Annotated in this window: 22 protein-coding genes; 11 read left to right on the top strand and 11 right to left on the bottom strand. The window is 68.6% G+C overall.

Annotated features, from left to right (window positions below):
• Positions 1 to 59 precede the first annotated feature (59 nt).
• Positions 60 to 1124 carry a glycoside hydrolase family 183 protein gene (locus GOARA_RS02485; RefSeq protein WP_007320708.1) on the bottom strand — a complete coding sequence of 355 codons (1065 nt, stop codon included), beginning with the start codon at positions 1122 to 1124 and terminating at the stop codon, positions 60 to 62.
• Between the two features lie 65 nt (positions 1125 to 1189).
• Entirely contained in the window at positions 1190 to 2056 is an 867-nt protein-coding gene (locus tag GOARA_RS02490; RefSeq protein WP_007320709.1) for an acyl-CoA thioesterase domain-containing protein, read from the bottom strand.
• 104 nt (positions 2057 to 2160) lie between these two features.
• On the opposite strand from GOARA_RS02490, the gene GOARA_RS02495 reads away from it, so the two are divergent.
• On the top strand, positions 2161 to 2715 hold the full coding sequence (locus GOARA_RS02495) for an HdeD family acid-resistance protein (protein WP_007320710.1): 555 nt from the start codon (positions 2161 to 2163) through the stop codon (positions 2713 to 2715).
• Between the two features lie 31 nt (positions 2716 to 2746).
• Here the strand turns inward: GOARA_RS02495 and GOARA_RS02500 are convergent, their stop codons facing one another.
• Entirely contained in the window at positions 2747 to 3289 is a 543-nt protein-coding gene (locus GOARA_RS02500; protein ID WP_007320711.1) for a hypothetical protein, read from the bottom strand.
• 47 nt (positions 3290 to 3336) lie between these two features.
• Between GOARA_RS02500 and GOARA_RS02505 the strand changes: the two genes are divergently transcribed.
• Entirely contained in the window at positions 3337 to 4275 is a 939-nt protein-coding gene (locus GOARA_RS02505) for a cation diffusion facilitator family transporter (RefSeq protein ID WP_040521466.1), read from the top strand.
• A gap of 101 nt (positions 4276 to 4376) precedes the next feature.
• Here the strand turns inward: GOARA_RS02505 and GOARA_RS02510 are convergent, their stop codons facing one another.
• Positions 4377 to 5093 carry a Clp protease N-terminal domain-containing protein gene (locus tag GOARA_RS02510; RefSeq protein WP_007320713.1) on the bottom strand — a complete coding sequence of 239 codons (717 nt, stop codon included), beginning with the start codon at positions 5091 to 5093 and terminating at the stop codon, positions 4377 to 4379.
• Between the two features lie 96 nt (positions 5094 to 5189).
• Here GOARA_RS02510 and GOARA_RS02515 point away from each other — a divergent pair, with 96 nt between their 5' ends.
• The 7 genes from GOARA_RS02515 (at position 5190) to GOARA_RS02545 (ending at position 13222) form a co-directional block, all read left to right on the top strand.
• Positions 5190 to 5327: a hypothetical protein gene (locus tag GOARA_RS02515; RefSeq protein WP_170265595.1), complete on the top strand. Its 138-nt coding sequence runs from the start codon at positions 5190 to 5192 to the stop codon at positions 5325 to 5327.
• Positions 5324 to 6310, top strand: coding sequence for an ABC transporter permease (locus GOARA_RS02520; RefSeq protein ID WP_007320715.1), 987 nt, complete (start codon positions 5324 to 5326; stop codon positions 6308 to 6310). Before GOARA_RS02515 ends, GOARA_RS02520 begins: the two co-directional genes overlap by 4 nt.
• Entirely contained in the window at positions 6307 to 7194 is an 888-nt protein-coding gene (locus GOARA_RS02525) for an ABC transporter permease (RefSeq protein ID WP_007320716.1), read from the top strand. Before GOARA_RS02520 ends, GOARA_RS02525 begins: the two co-directional genes overlap by 4 nt.
• The gene (locus tag GOARA_RS02530) at positions 7191 to 8987 is read left to right on the top strand and encodes a dipeptide ABC transporter ATP-binding protein (protein ID WP_007320717.1); all 1797 of its coding nucleotides are present in this window, start codon (positions 7191 to 7193) and stop codon (positions 8985 to 8987) included. Before GOARA_RS02525 ends, GOARA_RS02530 begins: the two co-directional genes overlap by 4 nt.
• A complete protein-coding gene (locus tag GOARA_RS02535; RefSeq protein WP_007320718.1) occupies positions 8984 to 10645 on the top strand; it encodes an ABC transporter family substrate-binding protein in 1662 nt (553 codons plus the stop codon). Before GOARA_RS02530 ends, GOARA_RS02535 begins: the two co-directional genes overlap by 4 nt.
• 59 nt (positions 10646 to 10704) lie before the next feature.
• Positions 10705 to 11421, top strand: a complete 717-nt coding sequence (locus GOARA_RS02540) for a GAP family protein (RefSeq protein WP_007320719.1) — start codon at positions 10705 to 10707, stop codon at positions 11419 to 11421.
• An 88-nt stretch (positions 11422 to 11509) separates the two neighbouring features.
• Positions 11510 to 13222, top strand: coding sequence for a SulP family inorganic anion transporter (locus GOARA_RS02545; protein WP_007320720.1), 1713 nt, complete (start codon positions 11510 to 11512; stop codon positions 13220 to 13222).
• Between the two features lie 12 nt (positions 13223 to 13234).
• Here the strand turns inward: GOARA_RS02545 and GOARA_RS02550 are convergent, their stop codons facing one another.
• The 5 genes from GOARA_RS02550 to GOARA_RS02575 all read right to left on the bottom strand — a co-directional run bounded on the left by GOARA_RS02550 (position 13235) and on the right by GOARA_RS02575 (position 19268).
• Entirely contained in the window at positions 13235 to 14470 is a 1236-nt protein-coding gene (locus GOARA_RS02550) for an alpha/beta hydrolase family protein (RefSeq protein WP_007320721.1), read from the bottom strand.
• Positions 14471 to 14834: 364 nt separating this feature from the next.
• Positions 14835 to 15995, bottom strand: coding sequence for a GTP-binding protein (locus GOARA_RS02555; RefSeq protein ID WP_007320722.1), 1161 nt, complete (start codon positions 15993 to 15995; stop codon positions 14835 to 14837).
• 45 nt (positions 15996 to 16040) lie between these two features.
• Positions 16041 to 16769 (bottom strand): class I SAM-dependent methyltransferase, encoded by a 729-nt coding sequence (locus tag GOARA_RS02560; RefSeq protein ID WP_007320723.1) that lies wholly within the window; start codon positions 16767 to 16769, stop codon positions 16041 to 16043.
• 43 nt (positions 16770 to 16812) lie between these two features.
• Entirely contained in the window at positions 16813 to 18303 is a 1491-nt protein-coding gene (locus tag GOARA_RS18775; protein WP_007320724.1) for a vWA domain-containing protein, read from the bottom strand.
• Positions 18304 to 18305: 2 nt separating this feature from the next.
• Positions 18306 to 19268: a magnesium chelatase ATPase subunit I gene (locus GOARA_RS02575; RefSeq protein WP_007320725.1), complete on the bottom strand. Its 963-nt coding sequence runs from the start codon at positions 19266 to 19268 to the stop codon at positions 18306 to 18308.
• Positions 19269 to 19324: 56 nt separating this feature from the next.
• Between GOARA_RS02575 and GOARA_RS02580 the strand changes: the two genes are divergently transcribed.
• Together GOARA_RS02580 and GOARA_RS02585 are read left to right on the top strand one after the other, a co-directional pair.
• Positions 19325 to 20311, top strand: a complete 987-nt coding sequence (locus tag GOARA_RS02580) for a permease (RefSeq protein ID WP_007320726.1) — start codon at positions 19325 to 19327, stop codon at positions 20309 to 20311.
• 1 nt (position 20312) lies between these two features.
• On the top strand, positions 20313 to 21023 hold the full coding sequence (locus GOARA_RS02585; protein WP_007320727.1) for a TIGR03943 family putative permease subunit: 711 nt from the start codon (positions 20313 to 20315) through the stop codon (positions 21021 to 21023).
• Here GOARA_RS02585 and GOARA_RS02590 read toward each other — a convergent pair.
• Complete coding sequence (locus GOARA_RS02590; protein WP_007320728.1) at positions 21017 to 22213, bottom strand: SRPBCC family protein; 1197 nt, start codon at positions 22211 to 22213, stop codon at positions 21017 to 21019. The two genes, GOARA_RS02585 and GOARA_RS02590, sit on opposite strands and share 7 nt — an antisense overlap.
• Complete coding sequence (locus GOARA_RS02595; protein WP_040521472.1) at positions 22210 to 23451, bottom strand: oxygenase MpaB family protein; 1242 nt, start codon at positions 23449 to 23451, stop codon at positions 22210 to 22212. The genes GOARA_RS02590 and GOARA_RS02595 overlap by 4 nt, the downstream gene beginning before the upstream one ends.
• Between the last annotated feature and the right edge of the window lie 121 nt (positions 23452 to 23572).

A 23572-nucleotide genomic window follows, 5' to 3' on the forward strand; every position in this document is an offset into this window, starting at 1 on the left:
GGAGAGAGCAAGCGAGCCCCGCACCTGATGTGCGGGGCTCGCCGGCCGTTCGTGCGCTGCTACGGGCGGCGCAGGTTCACGCGCATCAGGTACACCTGGTACCCGTGCCAGATCGAGTAGGTGAAGAACATCGTCGGGCCCTCGAGCGACCAGGGGTGGATGAACGGCGCGTAGCCGCCCATCGGGTCGTTGGCCGGCACGATGTTGTGCCCGCGAGTCCACGGACCCTGGGGATTAGGCGCGGTGCGCATCGTCGCACCGTCGCGCGTCGCGAGCGACACGTAGCGGCCGAGGTACTTGTTGTAGGCCACCGACATCTCGCCGGTCGGTGCGCTCATGATCGGCGTCGCGGCCGACGGGCGGGCCTTCACCCAGCGGCGCACCGACCAGTACTCGTAGGCGCCGAGATTCTCGATCTTCGCCTCGGGTACGCGGGCCAGGTAGACGGCGCCGTAGCGGCCGCTGGGCGTGCCGTAGACGTAGACGTAGCCGCCGTCCTTCATCATCGAGGTCTGCTGGAACTTGCGGTTGCCCTTGTAATTGGGGCGGTAGGCGGTGATGCGCTTGAAGCTGCGGCCGTTGTTGCCCGACACCGCGAGTGCCCCGTACCGCGTCTGCCAGCGTCCTGCGTCGCCCCACAGGTTGACCGCCTGGATGCCCATGTACTGCTTGCCCTTCACCGAGACGCCGCCGGTGGGGACTATGGTGATCTCGCGGCGGGTGGGCTTGATGAGCCGCTTCGCGTGTCCGGGCGGGCCGGAGTGGCCGGTGAAGGTCAGGCCGTCGAAGAGATTGCGGTCGCGGCTGCGCAGCAGCGCGTTGGACCGGATGTGGAAGAGCTGCCCGCGCAGGAGCGACCACCCGTTGAACGACTGGGTGTCGCCGAAGGCGGCGAGGATCTCGTTGCGTCCGTTGTCCCAGAGGATGCCCAAGTCGGTACCGATGATGTTGTACCGGCCGACGGTGTCGTTGATCGATCCCGGGCCCGTGATGCGCGCGACGGTGTGCCCGCGTCCGGCGACGAATGCGTCGGCCTCCGGGGCGGTGGCGGTCGCCAGGGCTGCGGCGGTCGCGCCGGCGACGGCAAGCGCGACCGACTTCACACGGAGAGAACGAGAAAGCATGGATCGCAGGCTACCAGCGATCGTTATCGCTTTGAGACTCCGACCCGGTAACAGTGTGATGTAGCTCACGCCTGCCGCATGCGGTCCTCGGGGGAGACGGTCGTGAAGTCGATCTCCGCCTTGGCGTTGTTGACCGCCGTGACGAGGCCGGTGCCGATCGGCCCGTCGTCGTCGTGGAGGACGCTCGTGCTCACCGAGATGCCGGTGTCCTCGACGTGGAAGTCCGATTCGACGCCGACGCGGACACCCCGCGGCAGGCGCGCCAGCGCGACGGTGAGGTCGCAGTTGATGAATCCGATCCCGGTCGTCCCCCAGTTGCCCATGAGACTGCTCGACTCGGCCGCGATGACCGCGCCGACGAACGGCGACGGGAGCTCGTCCGGGACGACGGGGAGCGGGCGGGTCCAGTGGCGTTTGCGGCCGGGGCCCTGCAGGGCGGCGAGGTCGCTCGTCCACGGGATCGCCTCGACGGCGTTGCCCTCGGCATCGATGGTCGCGTCGGCGGCAAACCGCGGGTAGAAGTCGTCGTCGGGAACGGGCGGCGGGGTGAAGCTCGTCGTGGGGCGCGACCAGCGTTCGCCGGGCGGGTTGGTGGCTTCTTTGAGGAAGACGGTGGTCGATCGCGCGACGAGAACGGGGTCGGCGGCGTCGTCGGGGTGCTGGAACACGTCGACCTCGACGACGCGGACGCGTCCCCCGTCACGCAGCACCGTCGCGGTCGTGGTCGTCGGATCCTGCCGGGCCGCGCGAAAGAGGTCGATGGTGAAACGGGCCGGGCGGAAGCCCTCTGCTCCACCTGTGCCTTCGGCTGCCCGGGCCGCCAATGCGCACACGGCCGGGCCGTTGAGGGTCCGCGGTCCCCATAGGCTCAGGGCAAAGCGGGTTGCCTCGAAGCGGCCGTCGGCCTCGGTGAAGAAACTGGGTTTGGCCATGTATCCCTTATTACACGGCCGCCAATTCTGGGAGCACTCGACCCGCCACGAATTGAATAGCGCTTTGTTGCGACAGGAATGAAAGTCTGGGCTAGCCTAATGCCATGACAATTGCTGATTACGAACGTCAAATCCCGGAGACTGTGGTCGGTGCCGTACGCGGTACCGTCATCTTCTCGGCACTGGTCGGTATCGCCGTCGGTGTCATTGCGCTGTTCTGGCCGTCGGCCACCATTAACGTGATCGGCATCCTGCTGGGTATCGCGCTGATCGCCGCCGGCCTGTTCCGGCTGTACCAATCCTTCGCCGCGACCTACTTGTCGGGCGGCCTGCGTTTCGCGCTGGGCCTCATCGGCCTCGCCATCATCTGGGCCGGCATCGTCGTGCTGTGGAGCCCGGACGAGCGCGTCTGGTACCTCGCGGTCTTCATCGGCGTCGGCTGGATCTTCCAGGGCTTCGCCGACCTGTTCAGCGCGACCACCGGCTCGCGTCACACCTCGGTGTGGTTGGCGGTTCTCTCCGGCGTCGTGTCGATCGCGGCAGGCATCATCCTGCTGGTCTGGCCCAACCTCGGGCTGTCGACCTTCATCTGGGTCTCGGCGATCCTGCTGATCATCGTCAGCATCGTTTCGCTGCTCACCCTTCCCAAGAAGGTCTAAGCGCCGCGTCGCGTATCGACGCACAGACGAACTAAGAGGCCGACGCCAATCCGTCCACCGTGAGTGACGGGTTGGCGTTGGTCTTTTTGTTGCTCAGTTCGGTGATCGTGGTGAGCAGATCGACTCCGTGCCTCAGGGGCTCGGCCAGTTCGGTGGCGTCGACTTCTTCGCGATAGGCGACCGCCGCTCCCAATAGGCGCCGGGCGGCGGTCATGTCCGTTTCCCACAAAGCGTCGGCGGTCTGCAGGTAAAGGGCGACCGCGCGGGGGTAATCCTGCAGATTCAGCAGTGCCCACGCCCACTTCTTCGCGACATCGACGGTGTCGGTTTCCGCCCGGCCGTGGGTCCGGACGTACTTGCCGTGCAATTCGGTGCATAGGCCAACGCAATCGGGCCAGCGGCTCAACTCGTAGGCGCATCGAATGCAGTCGTGCAAATTGTCGAGGTACCGGGGCGAATACGGGCCTTCCCGGCGCGCGCGGATCTCGGCGAGGACCGAGAATTCGGCGAGCGCCGCTATGTAGTCGCCGTCGGCATAGAGGGCTGCTGCCTCGGCTTCCATCTCATCGAGCATGGTTCCAGTGTGACCCATTCGAGTGTGATCTGCGTCATATCGCCGCCATGCGCGACAATGTCGGGGTGACTCGACGCGCCCGACTGCAGCGGTTCGCCTGGCTGAGCATCGCCACGGCCCTGGCGACCATCGCGCTCAAAACCGGTGCGTGGTGGATCACCGGGTCGGTCGGCCTGCTGTCCGACGCCGCCGAGTCGGTGGTGAACCTCGTGGCGGCGGTCGTGGCGCTGATCGTGCTGGGGATCGCGGCGAAGCCAGCGGACGATTCACACAACTTCGGTCACGCCAAGGCCGAGTACTTCTCCGCCGGCGTCGAGGGCGCCATGATCGTCGTCGCGGCGGCCGTCATCATCTACTCGGCGGTCGAGCGGTTGCTCAATCCCCGCCCGCTGGAGTCGCTGGGCATCGGCATCGGGATCTCGATCGCGGCAGCGGTGATCAACGGGATCGTCGCACTGGTGCTGATCCGCGCCGGGCGCCGATACCGGTCGATCACGTTGACCGCGGACGGGCGACACCTCATGACCGATCTCGTGACGACGGCGGGCGTCGTCGTGGGAGTCGTGGTCGTGGCCCTCACCGGTTGGGATCGGCTCGATCCGATTATCGCGATCGCCGTCGCGATCAACATCCTGTTCGTCGGGTACCGCCTGATCGCCGAGTCGACGTCGGGGCTGATGGATGCCGCGCTGCCCGACAAGGAGGTGGCCGCGATCGACGAGGTGCTCGACGAGTTCCGGACCCGGGCACGGTCGGGGGGCGACGGCGAGCCCGTCGAGTTCCACGACATCCGGACCCGCACGGGCGGTCATCAACGGTTCCTGCAGATGCACATGCTGGTGCCCGGCGAGTGGTCGGTCCAGCGCGGACACGACCTCGTCGAAGAGGTGGAGGAGCGGCTGCGCGCTGCGGTCGAAGACCTGGTCGTGACGGTGCACCTGGAGCCGGTCGAGGACCCGCGCTCGTACGAGTCGTGGCGCCGCTGACCGCCGAGTGGGCACCTCAGCTCAATCGACCGTGCCCGACGGTGGTCGAGTGTCGGCGAGGCGCTAGCCGAGGCGACGTATCGAGACCACAACCGAGCAGGTCAGCTCAAACCGCCGAGCAGCTTCGTGATCGCCGCATCGACCTTGTTGGGGTCGGCGCCATGCTCGGTCAGCGTCGCACTGACGACGTCGTCGTCGAAGAGTGCGAGCAAGAGGTGTTCGGTTCCGATGTAGTTGTGACCGCGTTCCAATGCGACGGCAAGAGTCCGCTTCAGGATCTCGGTTGAGGCGTCGTCATAGGGGACGACGGTGGGTGCGCCGGAATCCGTGCTGGCTGCGGCGGCCTCGGGCGCGCCGAACGAACCGACTAGGGCTTCGACATCGGCACCGGCATCACCCAGTGCGACGACGGCGAGGGCGGCCCGGTCGGCGAGCAGGTGTCGAGCGAGGTGTCGTGGCGTCACGGCGGCATCGCCCGCCGCCAGCGCATCGTTGTGCGCACCGGTGATCAGGTTGCGCGCGCGTGGGGTGAACCGGCTGAACGGGTCCGCGGTGTCGGGGCGGCTGACGAAGCGTTTTTGAGCGGCTTGCTTTGTCACTCCCATGCTCGACCCGATCGCGGTCCACGACTCGCCCGCCCTGCGGGCCTGGTCGACGAAATGGCCGATGAGTGAATCGCCGACCTCACCCAAGTGCGCGGAAACGTTCATGGCGCCGGTCAGTTGCTCGAGCGGGTCGTCGTAGGCCTTGCGGATGCCCGCGATCAGATCGTCGAGGCGAACGCCGGTGAGTTGCTGGGGTGTCGGTGAATCAGCCATGCGTCAACCATAGGTTGACGATCGGTGGTCGTCAACCATGAGTTGACGGTCGGATCGCTGCGGTCGACAGGATCTGCGGCTACAGTCGACGGAACCTTGGGTACAGTCGGCGGAAATCTGGGCACAGTCGGCGGAAATCTGGGCACGCTCGGCGAGAAACTGGGCACGGTCGGCGAGAAACTGGGCACGCTCGGCGGGAAACTGGGCACGGTCGGCGAAAGGCGGCGGCATTGATCGGGTACATCGCGCGGCGCATCGCCACGTGGTCGTTACTCGTCTTCGTCGCGGTCAACCTGACCTACTTCATCGCCACCGCATTCCTGGACCCGCGCTCCAACTACGCCGTCCGCAAGCCGCCGCTGCCGCCCGACGTCGTCGACGCGACGCTGAGCTCGTACAACCTCAACGAGAAGACGCCGATCCTGGAACGCTGGTGGACCTGGCTGACGAACATCCTGCTGCACTGGGATTGGGGGAGTAGCCCCGTCGGTGTGAGTGTCAACGACCAGATCGCCTACCGCGCAGGGGTTTCCGCCCAGCTCGTGTTCGGTGCGACGGTGCTCGCCACGGTCATCGGCGTTGGGCTCGGCGTGTACACGGCCATGCGGCAGTACCGGGTCTCCGACCGTGTCACCCAAGCGATCTCGATCTTCCTGCTCAACATTCCGGTCGCGGTCATCGGCCTCGCCGTCGTGCTGATCGGCATCACCGTCAACCAGACGACCGGGCAATCGATCTTCTTCGTCTCCGGCGCACGCAGCATCGACGTCGACGGATTCTGGCCGACTGTGCTCGACCGGCTCAAACACCTCATCCTCCCGACGATCACCCTGGTCATCGCGCAATACGCGGGCCTGCACTTCCTGCAGCGGTCGCTGTTGCTCGACACCATCGACGCCGACTATGTCCGTACGGCCCGGGCCAAGGGCCTGACCCGTGGGCAAGCCGTCCGCAAGCACGCGCTGCGGACCGCGATCATCCCGGTCGCCGTCGGCATCGCCTTCGCCGTTCCGGCGATCTTCACCGGCGCGGTCATCACCGAGACCATCTTCGGGTGGGAGGGGATGGGCCGATACTTCGTGACGTCGATCAACACCAACGACATCCACGGCGCCGTCGCGGTTGCCGCCTTCGGCGCCCTCGCGACCGCGATCGGCGCGATCCTCGCCGATGTCGCCGTCGTCGTCCTCGATCCGAGAGTGCGGGTGAACCGATGAAATCGCTGATGTGGCAACGGTTCACGCGACGACGGTCAGCCGTCGTCGGCCTGGTCCTGTTCGCGCTGCTGGTCGCCTTCGCTCTCTTCGGCGGCTTTCTGACCCGCTACAGCTACACCGACACCGACTTCCTCGCCATCGGCTTCCCGCCGAGCCGCGGCCACTGGTTCGGCACCAACGACGCGGGCAACGACCTCTACGCGCAGGTGGTCCACGGCCTGCAGCGGTCGTTGATCATCGCACTCGCCGTAGCGGCGGGAACGACGCTGATCGCGGCGGTCGCGGGCTCGCTCGCCGCCTACTTCGGCGGATGGGTGGAGAAGGCGACGCTCGGCGTCGTCTACCTGCTGATGGTGGTGCCGAGCTTCCTGATCCTCGCCCTGACCGCCAACGCCTCGGGCGGCGACTGGCGCTGGATCATCGTGGCGCTCATCGTCTTCGGGTGGATGATGCTGGCCAGGGTCGTGCACTCGATGGCGGTGTCGTTGCGCGAGCGCGAATTCGTGACCGCCGCGCGCTACATGGGCGAGCGACCGTGGCGGATCGTGGCCCGGCACATCATCCCGAACCTCTCGTCGCTGCTCGTCATCAACTTCGCGCTCGGCGTCGTCGGCACCGTGCTCACCGAAACGGGGCTGTCCTTCCTCGGGCTCGGCGTGAAGATCCCCGACGTGTCGCTCGGCTCGCTGCTGCAATCGGGGGTCGGAACCATCGTCGCCTCGCCGTGGCTGTTCTATTTCCCCGCAGCCGTGCTGACGCTGCTGACGGTCTCGATGACGCTGATGGCCGACGGATTGCGCGACGCCCTCGACCCCAACGCGGCCAACCCGACCGTCGCCGAACCGGTCGAGGCGAAGCCGGTCGAAGCGGGAGGCGTGAAATGACGGCGCTGCTGCGGGTCGACGACCTGAAGGTCGCGTTCGGCTCCGAGGCGGGACGGGTCGACGCCGTGCAGGGCCTGAGCTTCGAGATCGAGCGCGGGAAGACGCTGGCGATCGTCGGGGAGTCCGGCTCGGGCAAGTCGGCGTCGGCGCTCGCGGTGATGGGGCTGCTGCCCGATTCGGCGCAGATCTCCGGATCGGCCAGGCTCGGCGGACGTGAACTGCTCGGCCTGGGCGACCGCGAGATGTCGGCCGTTCGCGGCAGCGAGATCGCCATGGTCTTCCAGGATCCGTTGTCGTCGCTGACCCCCGTGTTTACCGTCGGCGCGCAGATCGTCGAGGCGCTGCAGGCGCATCGGTCGATGAGCGCTGCCGCCGCGCGCGCCCGGGCTCTCGAACTGCTCGACGCGGTCGGCATCCCCGATCCGGCCGCGCGCAGCCAGGCCTACCCGCACCAACTTTCGGGCGGGCAGCGGCAGCGCGTCGTGATCGCGATGGCGATCGCCAACGAGCCCGACCTCATCATCGCCGACGAGCCGACGACCGCTCTCGACGTGACCGTTGCCGCGCAGGTGCTCAAACTGCTCACCACACTGCAGCACGAGACCGACGCGGGACTGCTGCTGATCACCCACGACTTCGGCGTCGTAGCCCGCGTCGCCGACGACGTGGTCGTCATGCGCGACGGGAAGGCGGTCGAGAGCGCGCCCGTTCTGGACCTCTTCGACCATCCACAGGATCCGTACACCGTCCGGCTGCTCGACGCGGTGCCGCGGATCGACGGGCCGATGCTCGGGGGTCTCGATACACCCGACTCGCAAGCTCGTCGGGCACTCGACCACCCAGACGAGGCACTCGACTCACCGGGTCTCGATACGCCGTCTCGGCTAGCGCCTCGACGGCACTCGACCACCCAGGATGCGGCACTCGACCACCCAGACGAGCCACTCGACGACCCAGTTCCGGACGACTCGCCTCGCGACCGGCAGTTCGTCTTGACCGTGGCGAACTTGACCAAGACGTTCGCGGTCACGTCGCGGTTTCTGCGGCGACGGACCGGTGAAGTGCACGCCGTCCGCGGGGTCTCCTTCGACCTGGCGGCCGGCGAGACGCTGGCGATCGTCGGCGAGTCCGGCAGCGGCAAGTCGACCACGCTGCACGAGATCATGTCCTTCGGGCAGCCGCCCGGCGTCATCCGCATCGGCGACGTCGATCCGGCGGCGCTGCGCGGGCGTGAGGCGCGCACCCTGCGCCGGCAGATCTCGATGGTCTTCCAGGACCCCGCGGGTGCGCTCAACCCCCGGATGACCGCGCGCGACCTCGTCGCCGAGCCGCTGCGGGTCACCGGCGCGTCGAGCCAGCAGGCGTACGCGCGCGTCGCCGAACTCCTCGAGCAGGTCGGTCTCGACCCCGACCACGGCGACCGGTTCCCCCGCGCGTTCTCCGGCGGGCAGCGGCAGCGCCTCGCGATCGCGCGCGCACTTGCGACGAGCCCGGAGGTGATTGCGCTCGACGAGCCGTTGTCGGCACTGGACGTGTCGATCCAGGCCGACATCCTCGAATTGCTGCGCACGGTGCAGCAGCAGACCGGGGTCGCCTACCTGCTCGTCGCGCACGACCTTGCCGTCGTGCGCAGAGTGGCCCACCGGGTCGCCGTCATGAAAGCGGGGGAATTCGTCGAAACCGGCACGACCGCAGAGGTTTTCGACCACCCTCAGCACCCGTACACGCGGGAACTGATCGCCGCCGTTCCGCCGCTGGATCCCCGTCGAGCCAGGATCGAGGTGCCGGCATGAGATTCGCACGTGCTGTCATTGCGGCGATCGCCCTCTCCACCGCGGTCGCCGGTTGCGGCGTCGACCTCTCGACGGGCAGTTCCTTCGAGCCGGGCCAGGCGCAGATCAACGAACAGCCGCGAGAGAACGTCCGGGAGGGCGGCAGTCTCACGACGGCGCTGACCGAGGTCACCCCGCAGTGGAACTCCCACCAGGCCGACGGCACCGCCTACACGCTCGCGCTGTGGCGCTGGTACAACCCGGTGCTCGCCTACTTCTCGCCCGACGGCGAGTACTCCTTCAACCGGGACTACCTCACCGACGTCAAGAAGGCAGTCGTCGACGGACGGACGGTCGTGACGTACACGATCGAGCCGCGCGCGACCTACAACGACGGCACGCCGATCGACTGGCGGGCCTTCGCGAACACCTGGCGGGTCAACAGCGGCGTCGATGTCCGGTACACCGCCAGCAGCACCGACGGCTACGACCAGATCGAGTCGGTGACCCGCGGCGTCGACGACAAGCAGGCGGTCGTGCGGTTCCGCGGTATCTGGGCGTGGCCGGACGGGCTGTTCAACACCCTGCAGCACCCGAAGATCGTGACCCCGGACGACTTCAACCGCTCGTATGTCCAGAACCCGCGCGCCGACCTGGGCGCCGGCCCGTACACGGTCGAGTCCTACGACCGCAACGCCGGTACCGTCGTCTTCCGGCGGAATCCGAAGTGGTGGGGCGAGCCGGGCAAGCTCGATCGGCGGGTGTTCCGGCAATTGGAGCCGCAAGCGTCGATCAACGCCTTCCGCAACGGTGAACTCGACGCCACCGGTGTCGGCAGCAAGGACTATCGCGCCCAAGTCGTCACGATGAACGGCATCGACGTCCGCCTGTCGTCGAGCCCGGCGAATTCGTTGCTGGTCGTCAACCTGGCCACACCGGCCCTGCGCGACATCCGGGTCCGCGAGGCGCTCTTGCGCGGCATCGACCGCGAGACGCTCGCCCGCATCCGGTTTACCGGGCTGGGCTACACCGAGGAGCTTCCGGGCTCCTTCCTCCTCTTCCCGTTCCAGCCCGGCTATCGCGACAACGTCGGCTCGACGATCACCTACGACCAGGAGAGGGCGCGCCGCCTTCTCGACGACGCCGGATGGGTGGCCGACGGTGACGGGGTGCGCCGGCAGCGCGACCATCCCGGCCAGAAGCTCACGCTGCACCTGCCGATCCTCGGCGACGACGCGATGGGCACGAACCTCGCCCGGGCGATGCAGGCGATGCTGCGCCAGATCGGTATCGACCTGGCGATCTCGGTTCGGCCGACGTCCGACTTCTCTAAGGTCGTCCTGGGCAAGGAATTCGACGTGTTCATGATGGGATTCCAATCCTCGGACCCGTTCGGAACCGCCTATCTCTGCCAGATCTGGTGCTCGAACTCGCAGCTGAACCGGTCGGGCGCGGGATCGCCGGAACTCGACGCCAAGATTCGGCGGGTGCAGCAGATCGCCGACCCGGATGAGCAGATCAGGGCGGGCAACGACGTCGAAACCGACGCGTTCAAGCAGTACTCCAACCTGCCGTTGTTCAACGGTCCGACGATGGTGGCCGTGAAGCGCGGACTCGCGAACTACGGTGCGGGCATGTTCTACGTCGGACCGGTGGAGGACATCGGCTGGCAGAAGTGACTCACCCCGTCGGGATGAGACTGCCCATGCGGTGAGGGCGGCGGGACGAAGATGGGCACATGCTCGAGGTGATTTGGCGGTTCATCCCCATCGCGATCTGTCTGATCGCGAGCCCGCTCGCGGTGTTGGCGATGGTCGGCCTGATGCTGGGACCGAACGCGAAGCGCAACTGTGCGGCGTTCACACTCGGCTGGCTCGTCTCGATCGCGGCGGTGTTCGCGTTCTTCCTGTTCCTCCTCGACGCCATCGGATTCACCGAGCCGCACCCGGAGGCGTTGCGCGCCCGGATCCTGCACGGCATCGTCGGCGTGATCTGTTTGACCGGCGCGTTCCTCTACTACCGGAAGGCGCAGCAGGTTACCGCCGCACTCCAGGCCGCCAGTACGCCGAGCGAACTCGCGCAGGCATTGCCGCGACCGCGGGCGATCAAGGATCTGGAGGCGTTCAGCGCTCCGCGCTCACTGCGCGTGGGCGCCCTGGTGTTCCTCACCAATCCGCCGAACCTCGCGCTGACCGCGGCCACCGCCGTCGAAGTGTTGTCTGCGACGCTCACCCGGACGGAGGCGACCGGGCTGGCGATCGTGTTCATGCTGGCCGCCGCGGCTCCGGTGCTCGCCCCGACCATGGCGGTTCTGGGCGGCTGGCACGAGAAGGGCGACAACGCCCACCGGATCTTCAACTGGACGCTGAGCCACAACAGCTTCATCCGCGCGGGCACGATGCTCCTGATCGGGTTCATCCAGCTCGGCAAAGCGGTGACCGGCGGCCTGTTCTGACCGAGGTGGCGCTGCAAACCCGGGTACGGTCACCCGCCCGGGGTGACGGTCACCGTCGCCAGGGCGACGCCCTTCCTACATTCGGCGCATGAGCCTGTTACCGGGACTGACCAAGGGCAACGTCGCGGGCGAGCTGATGGCCGGCGTCACGCTCGTCGCCATCGCCGTACCGCTCAACATCGGCTACGCGACGATCGCCGGCGTCAACCCGGTCAACGGTCTGTACGCGTTGATCCTGCCGTGCATCGTCTACGCGCTGATCGTCTCGTCGCGGCAGGTCGTCGTCTCTCCGGATGCGGCCGCCGCGGCGCTCGTCGCGTCATCGGTCGGCGGTCTGGTCGCCGCGGGCGACTCCGAGAAGTACCTGTTCATGGTCTTCGCGCAGGCGATCATCTGCGGAGTCATCCTGCTGGCTTTGGGCTTCTTCAAACTCGGGTTTCTCGCGAACTTCCTTTCCGAGCCGATCCTCATCGGGTTCGTCGCCGGCCTCGCCCTCGACATTCTCCTGTCGCAGGTCGCGAAGATGCTGGGCATCCATCTGGAGGGTGAGGAGTTCCTCGCCAAGCTGGGGCATCTGCTGACCCACCTCGACGAGGTCAAAGTGTGGTCGGTGATCATCGCCGTCGCATCGCTCGCCCTGCTGGTCATTCCGCGCAAGTTCCTGCCGAAGGTGCCGTGGCCGCTGTTCGTGCTGATCGGCGGGACGATCTGGGTGACGCTGGCCCACTTCACCGCCGAGCAGGTCAAGACCCTCGGCAAGGTCGACGCCGGGCTGCCGTCGATCACCATTCCTCATCTGAGCGTCGCCGAATGGCTGTCTCTCGCACCGTCGGCCTTGGCCCTCGCCGCGGTCACCACGGCAGAGGGATTGCTGGTCGCCCGCTCCTACGCGGAGAAGAACCGCTATCCCGACGACCCGGACCGGGACCTCATCGCCTTTGGCGCGGCCAATGTCGCGGCCGGCTTCACCGGCGGCCTCTCGGCGGGGTCGTCGACGTCGCGCACGGCGGCGATGGACCAGGCCGGGTCGCGCACCCAGCTGCCGTCGCTGGTCGTCGCCGGGGTCACCGTGCTCCTGTTGCTCTTCGGCACCGGACTGCTGGAGAACATCCCGAACCCGGCGATCGGGGCGATCGTGGCCGTCGCGGTCGTCCCGTTGCTCAAGCCGCGCGAATTCGCCCGGCTGTGGAAGCTGGATCGCTACGAATTCGGCGTCGCGGCAGTCTGCTTCCTGGTCACGCTGCTGGTCGGATCCATTCCGGGCATCCTGGTCGCCGCAGTCCTCGCGATGATCAACGTGATTCGGCACGCGTCGAAGCCCGCGGTGGACGTCCTCGCCGAACCGGCCGACGCCCGAGACGCCCAAGGGGCCGATGCGCCGCTGGAGCCGGTTCACCGGCTGACCAAGTCATCGACCGGGCTGACCGCCCCCGGTGTCCTGCTCATCCGGATCGCCGCGCCGCTGTTCTTCGCGAACGCCAACGTCGTCGTCCAGGCGATCAAGGACGCCGTGACCGGGGCCGGCAGCGCCGACGAGCAAGCCGGACCGGAAGGCGGGGCCGACGACCGGGTGCGCCACGTCGTGCTCGACGCCGAGGCGGTCACCGATATCGACGTGACCGCCGCCGAGGCCTTCGAGGGCTTGCGCGAATGGCTGACCGAACGCGACATCACGCTGAGCTACAGCCGGGTGCGTGAACGCCAGCTCGAACACGCCAAGCACTTCGGGCTCATCGAGCCCGACGACCGCGTGTTCGCCAGCAATCGGGAGGCGCTGGCCGTGCTCGGCGAGGTCGGCTGACGGGTTCTGCCGCTACCCCGCTAGCTTCTCGTCGAGCCAGTCGAACATCCGCTCGTCGGTCAACGCGCGCGCCAGCGGCTGGCAATGGAAGTTCGCGCCCTGCGACGCGCTGAAACGCGCAATCGTGGCGATGCCGTCCGCGCAGCGCGCCGCCAGCTCGTCGGACTGGCCCGGCCAGAACTGTTCGTCCTCGGGATCGGTGATCAGCAGTGGCGTACTGATCTGCGCGGCGATCTCCGGTCCGATGGTGTACTCGCCGACCGCCTGCAAGGTGTCGAAGTAGGTCGCTTCGGAATCCGACTGCCGATACGGTCGCGCCCGCCAATCCCAGATGCGCCGTGTCTCGGGTGAGGCTTTCAGTCCCAGGCCCAAGTCGCGGTTGAACGCCTTGGCGTTCCCCGCGGCGAGCAGGTCGTGCAGGTGCTTCGGCATCGGTGCGAGCCACGACGATTGCACGTCGACGACCCCGGGATCGGCGACCGCCGCGGCGTAGCGGTGCTCGAAGGCCAGTGACCTGGGCACCCAGTAGCCGGCCTGGCTGATCCCGTACAGCGCGAGGCGAGCCGGGTCGACGCCGGGCAGCGTGAGCACATGATCCGTGACGGGGGTCAGCACCGCTTCCCAATCGGGGCGGAAGCCGACGCCGCGCTCGAACAGCATCGACTGCTGCCCGGGTCCGTCGAACAGGACGACGGCGAGGCCGCGCCGCAGCGCGCCGAAAGCGGCGGCCGACCACATCGCCGACACCGAGCCGTCGCTGCCGTTGATCGTGACAAGGGTTGCCCCGGACCAGTCGTGGGCCGGTGCGAGGAACCAGCCGGGCAGCGTCGTGTCCTCGTACGGGATCGCCAAGCGCTGTGCGGTGAAGTCGCCGTTGTCGACGAATTTCTCCCATGCGGCGCGGTGCTCGGCGAAGACCGGCAGGCGCTCGGCGACGCCGTCGAGACCGTCGAAGGCCTGCGACAGGTAGTTCGCCGCCCGCAGGTAGGCCGAGGCGGCACTGACCCGGTGGCCGTTCGCGGCGCTGGCATCGGCGTCGGCGACGAGTCGACGGCCCAGCTCGAGCCACGCGTTCGACCACTCGCGGTCGTGGCCGTCGCGACATTCGGCGATGGTGGCGAGCACCTCGCCGGCGTCGGCGCCTCCGGAGAAGCAGTAGCCGAGGAGGAGCCGCACGGCGAAGTCGCGTCCCTCGTCCTTGTAGAAGCCGTCGGTGAACACCGTGTGGTGGGCGTGGTCGCGCAACATGGAGCCTCCAAAGTAGGTGTCGCCACGAGTCTGCCCGCTATCCCGCCGACCGTGCCCACATTTCCGCCGACCGTGCCCACATTTTCGCCGACCGTGCCCACATTTTCGCCGACCGTGCCGACCGTGCCCACATTTCCGCCGACCGTGCCTCTTTGATCTTGCGTTGGGTCTCGATACGCCCACTCGGCTAGCGCCTCGTGGGCACTCGACCACCGATTGGTGCGCCGACCGTGCCCAGATTCTTGCCGACTGTGCCCAGTTTTCCGCCGACCGTGCCCATTGATCTTGCGTTGGGTCTCGATACGCCCACTCGGCTAGCGCCTCGTGGGCACTCGACCACCGATTGGTGCCGACCGTGCCCGCGCTAGGCGTGGACGTGCGGGACGGCCCATTCCGGCAGCGGATCCGGGTAGCTCGACCACGCCGACGGCCCGGCGGCGTACTCCTCGTCGGTGAGCAGCGCGGCCGACAGCACGCGCTGCGGCTGGCTTCGGTCGAGGTGCACACCGATGAACACGATCTCCTGGCCGGGACGCTCGTCGGTGTTGGACCACGGCGCCGCCGCCTCGATGAACAGGTTGGGCCCGGCCTGGGACCAGATCGCCGCTATCTCGGGGCGCGTCGCCACCCAGCAGAATCCCTTGCTGCGCAGAATTCCCCGCAACTGCTCCAGTGCGATGCTCAGCCGTTGCGGATGGAACGGGCGATCGGCGCGGAACACGGTGCTGCCGATGCCGTATTCCTCCGTTTCCGGGGTGTGACCGCCGGCCATCTCCTCCGCCCACCCGGCGAGTTGGCGAGCCGCGGTGACGTCGTACTGCCCGGTGGCGAGCACCTTGTCGAGGTCGATGTCGCCTTTGACCACCCGGATGAGGTCAGCGTGGGGGTTCAGCCGGTTGATCGTCGCCTCCGCCGCGCCGGCCGCGGCTTCGCTGACGAGGTCGGTCTTGGTCAGCAGGATAACGTCGGCGAACTCCACCTGGTCGACCAGGAGATCGGAAATGTTGCGGGTGTCGCCCGCCGCGGCCTCCAGATCGCGTTCGGCCAGGCGCTCGCCCCTGGTGAGTTCGGGCAGGAACGTCGCGGCGTCGACGACGGTGACCATCGTGTCGAGGCGGGTCACCGACGAGAGCGAGAACCCGTCGTCGAATTCCCAGTCGAAGGTCGCGGCCACCGGCATAGGCTCGGAGATCCCGGTCGACTCGATGACGATGTGGTCGAAGCGTCCTTCGGCTGCCAGGCGCGCGACGGCTTCGACGAGGTCCTCGCGCAACGTGCAGCAGATGCATCCGTTGGTCAGCTCGACGAGTTTCTCCTCGGTGCGGTCGAGATGCGCGTCGCCGACGGCGAGCGGGCCGTCTACCAGTTGCGCGTCGATGTTCACCTCGCTCATGTCGTTGACGATGACGGCGACGCGCAGACCACCGCGGTTGGCGAGGATGTGGTTGAGCACGGTGGTCTTGCCTGCGCCGAGGAATCCGGACAGGACGGTGACGGGGATACGGGCTGCTTCGGGGGCTGTCATCCCTTAATGATAACGGTTTTCATTAAGACCGGCAGGACTGGCTGCTCAACCCAAGCGCCCGAACCCGACGAACATGCCGTCGCCGGCCGTTTCGAGTCGGGCCATCCCGTGCGCCTCGGCCTCGTCGGCAAGGTCGGTGACGCTCAACGCGCGCCAGACGTGGACGGCGGTGCGCTGTTCCCGTTCGCGACCGTCGCGGTCCTGCAGCGTCCACTCCATCGTCCATTCGACGCGGTGTCGATCGAGCGGCTCGGCGCGTCCGCGGGTCCTGATGCGGTCGTCGCCGATGGCCACGGTGCCGAAGTCCGTCCACGGGATCGTCGTCGCGGATTCGGGCGGTTGTAGTGCGACGACGAATCGTCCCCGCGGAGCGAGCCGCTCGTCCAGCGCCGTCCACAACCGGGTGCGCCCGTCATCGGTGAGGTGGCCGATCGCGTTCAGCATGACCACGGCATTCCATTCTCCCGGCAGCCGGTCGAGAGCCTCGGGGACGGCGGCCCCGACGACGGTCGTGCGAGCCAGGAGGTCGGGATCTCGCGCGACGGTGGCGACGAGCCCGGTGCGCATCGCCCGGGACGGCTCGACGGCGTAGAGCCGCTCGGCGCCCAACTCCCGCAAGACGGGAAGGCAATAGCCGACGCCCGAACCGATATCGACCGCGGTCCCGCCGTCGATCCAGCCGACCAGGCTTCGAACGGCGGCGTTGGTCGGCTCCTGCCATGCCGCGGTCAACGCGCCGTACCACTCCGCGTTCGCCTCGTAGAAGTCGTCCATGTGGTCCTCCTGGTGTGAGTCGTGCGATGGGCGGGGAGCGACGTCAGCGTGGCCCGGCCGGGCGGACGACGGCGCCGGCGTCGCGCATCCAGTCGAGGTCGCCGTCGCGGATCCGGATGCCGGCGGCCGACGAGGGCACGACGAGAACCTGGTCGGTCAGTCCGACGAGTAACCGCAGCGCGGCGCCGGCCTGCTCGACCGGGGAGGTGCGCACCCCGACCGGCTCGGCGACTTCGGGGAGCGCGACATTCGCCCCGCCGTCGGACAAGACCAGAACGCGTACCGCGTGCCGCGGCAGATCTCCGACGAGCCCGGCGGTGAGCAGGAACGCAGAGGCGAGCGGTGTCCCGCCGCCCGCTGTCGTGTGGCCGAGAGTGGCATGGACGGCGAGGAGATCGGTGGTGGGTTCGACGGCGAGTTCGGCCCGGGCCCCGCGGGCGACGATCACCGCGATTCTCGACCGCGCGCACTTCGCCTCGTCGAGTGCCGCCGCGACCATGCCCGCAGCCTCGCGGGCGCGGACCCCGCTCATCGAGTCCGACCGGTCGAGGATCACCACGGTGAATCGCCCGGACCGGCGCACCCGGATCGCGCTGCGCAGCGCGTCGGCGTCGACCCGTCCCGCGAGTGCTGCCGCCCGCAGCGTCTGCGGGACGTCGAGCCCGAGCGCGGGGCCGTAGCCGACGACCCGGCGAAGCCGCCCGCGTCTAGAGACGGCGAAGACGCCGCGGCGTCCCGGGTATCGCCTGGCGGCATAACGGCGGGCGACGGAAAGCGTCGCCCACGGCGGCATCTCGGGAGTCCCGGCCGCGACCATGCCGACAGGCGCCGCACCGCTTTCGGCGACGTCGGGATCCAGCTCGCCGATCCCGTCGCCTCCCGACGGTCCGGCCGCGGACTCGGCGCCGTCGGTCGTGCCGGGTTCGGGTTCCGGGGGAATCGCGGCGGCGGGTGCGAGTGGGCGCAGGCGCGGTTCGACGATGTAGCGCGAGACGATCGCCCGGGCCTCCAGAGGGGACGTGCCAAGCGCTCGCAGGCACCGCGCAGCGCCGATGTCGAGGAGGTGTGAGTCGATGCCGTTGTGCGCCAGCAGGCCTACTGCGTCGTCGACCGGATCGACGGCCAGCGGTGGGCGACGGCATCGCAGCGCCGGTCTCGCGCCGAGTCCGATGACGACGGTGAGCCGGGCGGCCAGCGCCGCGGGCACCGACTCGATGTCGGGCGCCGACGCGAGAATTCGGGAGTCGTCGACGAGCGCGGCGACCTCGTCGTCGATCAGGTCGGCCGCTGCGATCACGACCGCGCTCGACCCGCCGCGCCCAGGGAGATCCGCGGCAGTCGTCGCCGGAGTCATCCGGGAGGAATCGGCCGGGCGCAGATGCTCCAGCAGCCGTTCGCGCGACCAGGCGTCGCCGACGAGGAGCAGTCCGAACCTGGCTCCCCGGCGCCAAGCGCGGCAGAGCCGTGCCTCCCGGGCGCTGAGCAGCGATTCCGGCGGTCGATCCCAGGGCAGTGGTGCTTGCCGCAGCGACATTGCTAGGCCGCGGTCGGCGAGCCGAGGACCGCGGTGACCGCGTTGCGGACGCGGGCGATTGTGCGCTGCGGGTTGTCGGCGGCGTCTCGCCTGGTGCGATGACACAGGACGAGGCCGGCGATGTCACGCAGGTGCTCATCGGCGACCGTGGCGGGGCGGCTGCCGGACTCCGCGCCGGCCGCGCGCAACGCGGCGAGTGCGCGCGCGGCACGGACGAGGACTACCTCGCCTCGGTGGCCGACCACCTCCGCCTCGGCGCACAGCTGTACCGCCCGGGTAAGAACGTCGTCGTGCACCACGGTGTCGTCGACGCGATCCCTGGCACTGGCGATCCGCTGCGCCAGGGCGCGTTGCGACTCGGCGAAGCGGGTGGCGAACCCGACCGGATCGGCATCGAAATCCAGTCGTCGCCGGACGATCTCGGTGCGGGCCGCGACGTCGGCGATGGTCGTCACCCGAGTCGACAGGCCGAACCGATCCTCCAACTGCGGACGCAGCGCGCCCTCCTCCGGATTGCCCGAGCCGACGAGGACGAAGCGCGCCGGATGGCTATGGCTCAGGCCGTCGCGCTCGACGATGTTGGTGCCGCTGGCGGACACGTCGAGGAGCAGGTCGACGAGGAAGTCGTCGAGCAGGTTCACCTCGTCGATGTAGAGGAACCCGTCATTGGCTTCGGCGAGGAGCCCGGGACGGAACTCGGCGGCGCCGCGGGCCAGGGCGGCGTCGACGTCAAGCGACCCCACGACGCGATCCTCCGTCGCGCCGAGCGGGAGGTCGACGACGGGTGCCGGGATGCCGGCGATGCGCAGCAGGTCGGCCAGGGACCGGACGAGTGTCGACTTGGCGGTGCCGCGGTCGCCCATGGCGAGGACCCCGCCGAGGCCGGGGTCGATGGCGCATAGCAACAGTGCCTGCTTGAACTCGCGGTGCCCTACGATCGCGGTGAACGGGAAGGCGGTCGACACGGTTGTCAAGGTACACACAATCGGCCATTAACGAAAATGGTTACCAACAAGGCGGGGTGGCCGGTGCCCGGAAGACGAGCCGCGGCACGCTCCTGTTCTCCGCCGTCATGGTGCTCGGCGTTCTGATAGCGATCCCGTTCAACGCTCGACTCAACGGCAACGCGGACATCGCGACCGGGGCAACCGTATTCGCGGGCGTCTTCCTCCAGGCGGTCCCGTTTCTCGTGCTCGGCACTCTGGTAAGCGGGGCGATCGCGACCTGGGTGACCCCGGCAATGGTCGCTCGGATACTACCCAAGAGAACCGGGGCGGCGATCGGCGTCGGCGGCCTCGCGGGCGCCGTGCTGCCCGGTTGCGAGTGCGCGTCGGTCCCGGTGGCGGCACGGCTGATAGACCGCGGCGTGCCTCAGGCGGCGGCACTCGCCTTCCTGCTCTCGGCGCCCGCGATCAACCCGGTGGTCCTCGTATCCACCGCCGTCGCCTTTCCCGGCGAGCCGAAAATGGTCGTCGCCCGGTTCACGGCGTCGCTGTTGACCGCGATCGTCATGGGTGGGCTGTGGGCCCGCTACGGCGATCCGACGATCATCGCGCGACGGGCGGCCCGCGCCGACGACGCGACCGGCGCCGAACAGCGCGGCTGGGGGCGCTTCGCCGAGTCGATGCGTCACGACTTTCTGGAATCCGCCGCCTATCTGGCATTGGGTGCCCTGGCCGTCGCCGTCCTGCACATCGTCGTGCCGGCGTGGATGTTCGAGAAGCTCGCCGGGCAGATCCTGATCGGGATCCTGCTGATGGCTGTGCTCGCCGTCGTGCTGGCGGTGTGCTCGGAGGCCGACGCCTTCGTCGCCGCCAGTCTTTCGATGCTGCCGCTGGTGCCGCGGCTGGTCTTCCTCGTCGTCGGTCCGGCCGTCGACCTCAAACTCATCGCGATGCAGGCGGGGGCGTTCGGCACCCGCTTCGCCGCCCGGTTCTCCACCGCGACGTTCATCGTGGCCGTCGCGATCGGAACCGTCGTCGGCGCGCTCGTTCTCGGGTGGCGTTGACGTGAACCGCGAAGTGCAGAACCTCGCGCTGCTCTGCCTGGGCCTGACCGTCGCCAAGACGGTGCTCGACGGCACCTTCGAACGATATGTGAAACCGTCGATGACTCCGTACCTGCTGATCTCGGCCGCGGTGCTGGTGGCGTTGGCGGTGGTCGCGATCGTCGGCGACATTCGCGCCGGCGGCCCGCGCGAGGAGGCGCACGGCCACGGTCACGGCTCGGGGCGCGTGCTCTGGTTGCTCTGCGCTCCGGTGCTCGTGGTGTTCTTCCTCGTGCCGCCTGCCCTGGTTCCGACGAGCACGGGGACGACCGCGAATGTCGCGGCCGCCGAGTCGGTGGTGTTTCCGCCGCTGCCGCCCGGGGAGGTGGCGCGACTGTCGGTGCACGAGGTGGTTCAGCGCGCGACGCAGCCGGACGGCGGTGGACTGACCGGGCGCCAGGTCTCCGTCGACGGCTACCTGCTGTCCCGCGACGGCCGTGCCGAGCTGGCGCAGGTGGTGATCATCTGCTGCGCCGCCGACGCCCGCACCTACCGGGTCGAGGTGACCGGTCGGGGTGCCACCGCGTTGGGGCAGCGAGCCGCGGGGACGTGGTGGCGGGCGGTCGGGACCGTCGTCGACGGCAGCGCGTCGGAGCAACGCCGGCGCGTGCCGCAGCTCGATGTCGTCAGTGTCCGCGAGATCGCCGCACCCAAGAACACGTACGGCTACTGAGCCTGCCGCAGAGTCGGCACCGTGCCGGCGTCGGCGTGCGTGGACTCCCGTGTCGCCTCGACTGCCTTGGCGAACGTCTTCACCCGGTGGCGGCCGACGTCGTAGCCGACGCGGCCGAGCATCGAATCGCGGAACTGGGGATGGATTCGCGACGCCAGCGGCGTCCACCACGGCTTGTGGCTGCGCGGGAGATCGGCGAGGAGCCGGTCGGAGGCCGCGGTGAACACCGGGGCAAGGCGCAGGTAGTCCGGCCGGAACTCGCGCAGATCGCGCTCCGGGTAGTGCGTGCGGTGCACCTCGGCGAGGGCCCTCGGGAGATCGGCGTCGATATGCGCCGAGACCCCGTAGAGCAGGCCCTTCATCACCGGTACGTGCGGACGCTTCGGATCCTGCGACTCCGCGGTCGACCACGCCTTGACCCAGGCCGGTTCCACGTCGGACCCGGCGCGGTACGCCGTGAGGTTCCGTTCGTAGTAGTCGTGGAAGGCGGGGATGAGCGCCAGAACCCAGTCGGGATGATCGAGTCCGAGCGGGGACTCCCCGGTGGCGGCCGCGATCATCTCCTCGGTGACGTACTGGTAGACCCGCGCGAACCATTGCTTCGGGTCGCCGGCGGCCGCGAGTTCGTCGGCAAGGGCGCGCTGGACCGTCAGCGACGACCCCGCGTCGGCGAGCAGTTGGTCGAATTCGGGCGTACCGGGGGCGAAGTCCTTGGCCAGTGGGCTGGTCGTCGGCAGGGGATCGTCGAATTCCGCTCCGGGGGCGATGTCGGCCAGCAGGTCCAGCGATTCGCCGACTTGCTTGCGAATCACCCGGCACAGCACCGCCGACAGCGGGGGTGCGACGAGACGCATCGACACCTGCCAGGCGAGTTCGGTCCGTCCGTCGATCGTCGGGGTGAACGTTTGCACGCCTTGGTGACTCAGCAGCAACGGACCGCCGTCGTAGACGCGGTAGCGGAACTCCCGCGACGGGGCCGCATGCTCGACCACCTCGCGCAGCTTGCGCTTCCCGTCGGGCAGGGTGATGACCCTCAGGGCTCCGGCGGTGTCGGGGCGCTCGCCCGGTCCGGCGTCGAGCAGGTCGACACGGGCGGTGGACCACCGGCGCATCTGCTCGGGATCGGTGACCAGGCGCCAAGCGACCTCGGGTGTGCAATCGAGGGTTCGTCTCAGTTCGAATCGGCTCATGCGACGGGGTCCATTCGGTTCTCGTCGGCGGCGCGGTAGCGGGCGCCGACGATTTTGGGATCGGCCAGGTCGATGCCGAGGCGCCAGGTCACCAGGCGCAGCTCGCGCTGGGCGATGGTGCGTTCCGAGCCCAGCAACCCGATGGCGCGTGCGAGTTCGCGCGACCGCACGACGGGCCGGGCCAGGTCCACGACGTGATGCAGCGGCGTGGGGCGCAGGCCCATGGCCTCGGCGATGTCGGCGTCAACCCAGCGGGTGGAGACGGCGGCGAACAGGGGGCGAAGGAAGGGGCGGGCCACGGCGTGGACCGCGTCGTTGAGCCGACCGGGCAGGCCGAGGTCGGCGCGATAGCCGTCGTTGAGCAACGCGCGCACCAGCGTCTTGGCGTCGTCGTGCGGCTGCATCTGGAACTCCTGGGAGATCCGCCACGTGCGCAGGGCGTCGTCGTAGCTGGTGGGGAGGAGCTCTTCCTCCACTCCCATCACCCAGCCGACCCAGCGCCACAGGTGTGTGATCGCCTCGAGGTCGGCGCGGGAGTAGTGGATGCCGAAGTCCTTGGCGATGCGCAACGGCAGGGCGAGGAACCCGGCGGTGATGGTGAGCTGCGAATAGGTCTGGTTGATCGGCACGCCCCACACGGTGTCGTCCCACTCGTCGGTGGCGCGCAGGTGGTGGCGGACCATCGCGTGGACGAGGCGGATGCGCAGCGTCTCCACCCAGCCTCCGGCGCCGACGTCCATCAGGCCGGGCGCGGTGGCGAGCGTGACCCACCGCGCGGTGGCCTGCACGCGATCCCACGTGCCCTCGGTCAAGCGCCCGGTCGCGGCGAGCGGGCGAGTGAAACCACGGGCCTGATAGCCGTAGATCAGCGACTGGTACAGCGTGCTCGACTGCAGCGACCCGAAGCGCCACCACGCGTCGGCGCCCGCTCGGGCCAATGCCGGGTCGAACCACGGCGGCGGCGTGCTCGCCCGTTCCAGGAAGGCCCGGAACGCCGGCGCCCGTGCGAGGAGAGCCGGGTCGACGAGCGACGGATCGTCCAGCGCGGCGACGATGTCGTTCCACTTGTGCCCCGACCCGGCGAACAGCTCGCCGATCACGGCGTCGGCGAGCGGATCGCCGACGAGCAGCCCCTCGGCCATCGCATCGACGTGCTGCGGATAGCGGGCCCGAACATCGTCCCAGTTCTGGGCTCCGGTGATCGCGGCGGCCACCGCGGGCGACACACTTCCAGTCATAAAGACAGTGTGTCTTTTACATCGGTCAGCGTCAAGAACCGTGCTGTGGCGATTGTGCGGTTGTTTGTGACCACATGCTGGGCACAAACAACCGCACTTAGTCGGGCGCGTGCCCGATACC

This window comes from Gordonia araii NBRC 100433 (assembly GCF_000241265.1).
Lineage (GTDB): Bacteria > Actinomycetota > Actinomycetes > Mycobacteriales > Mycobacteriaceae > Gordonia > Gordonia araii.

What these genes read in the sequence shown, in the direction of transcription:
- GOARA_RS02560 (WP_007320723.1), bottom strand. Translation starts at nt 16,769, where the DNA reads ATGGACGACTTCTACGAGGCGAACGCGGAGTGGTACGGCGCGTTGACC.
- GOARA_RS02510 (WP_007320713.1), bottom strand. Translation starts at nt 5,093, where the DNA reads ATGGCTGATTCACCGACACCCCAGCAACTCACCGGCGTTCGCCTCGAC.
- GOARA_RS02505 (WP_040521466.1), top strand. Translation starts at nt 3,337, where the DNA reads ATGCGCGACAATGTCGGGGTGACTCGACGCGCCCGACTGCAGCGGTTC.
- GOARA_RS02595 (WP_040521472.1), bottom strand. Translation starts at nt 23,451, where the DNA reads ATGACTGGAAGTGTGTCGCCCGCGGTGGCCGCCGCGATCACCGGAGCC.
- GOARA_RS02530 (WP_007320717.1), top strand. Translation starts at nt 7,191, where the DNA reads ATGACGGCGCTGCTGCGGGTCGACGACCTGAAGGTCGCGTTCGGCTCC.
- GOARA_RS02555 (WP_007320722.1), bottom strand. Translation starts at nt 15,995, where the DNA reads ATGACAGCCCCCGAAGCAGCCCGTATCCCCGTCACCGTCCTGTCCGGA.
- GOARA_RS02550 (WP_007320721.1), bottom strand. Translation starts at nt 14,470, where the DNA reads ATGTTGCGCGACCACGCCCACCACACGGTGTTCACCGACGGCTTCTAC.
- GOARA_RS18775 (WP_007320724.1), bottom strand. Translation starts at nt 18,303, where the DNA reads ATGTCGCTGCGGCAAGCACCACTGCCCTGGGATCGACCGCCGGAATCG.
- GOARA_RS02525 (WP_007320716.1), top strand. Translation starts at nt 6,307, where the DNA reads ATGAAATCGCTGATGTGGCAACGGTTCACGCGACGACGGTCAGCCGTC.
- GOARA_RS02545 (WP_007320720.1), top strand. Translation starts at nt 11,510, where the DNA reads ATGAGCCTGTTACCGGGACTGACCAAGGGCAACGTCGCGGGCGAGCTG.
- GOARA_RS02590 (WP_007320728.1), bottom strand. Translation starts at nt 22,213, where the DNA reads ATGAGCCGATTCGAACTGAGACGAACCCTCGATTGCACACCCGAGGTC.
- GOARA_RS02535 (WP_007320718.1), top strand. Translation starts at nt 8,984, where the DNA reads ATGAGATTCGCACGTGCTGTCATTGCGGCGATCGCCCTCTCCACCGCG.
- GOARA_RS02495 (WP_007320710.1), top strand. Translation starts at nt 2,161, where the DNA reads ATGACAATTGCTGATTACGAACGTCAAATCCCGGAGACTGTGGTCGGT.
- GOARA_RS02540 (WP_007320719.1), top strand. Translation starts at nt 10,705, where the DNA reads ATGCTCGAGGTGATTTGGCGGTTCATCCCCATCGCGATCTGTCTGATC.
- GOARA_RS02490 (WP_007320709.1), bottom strand. Translation starts at nt 2,056, where the DNA reads ATGGCCAAACCCAGTTTCTTCACCGAGGCCGACGGCCGCTTCGAGGCA.
- GOARA_RS02485 (WP_007320708.1), bottom strand. Translation starts at nt 1,124, where the DNA reads ATGCTTTCTCGTTCTCTCCGTGTGAAGTCGGTCGCGCTTGCCGTCGCC.
- GOARA_RS02500 (WP_007320711.1), bottom strand. Translation starts at nt 3,289, where the DNA reads ATGCTCGATGAGATGGAAGCCGAGGCAGCAGCCCTCTATGCCGACGGC.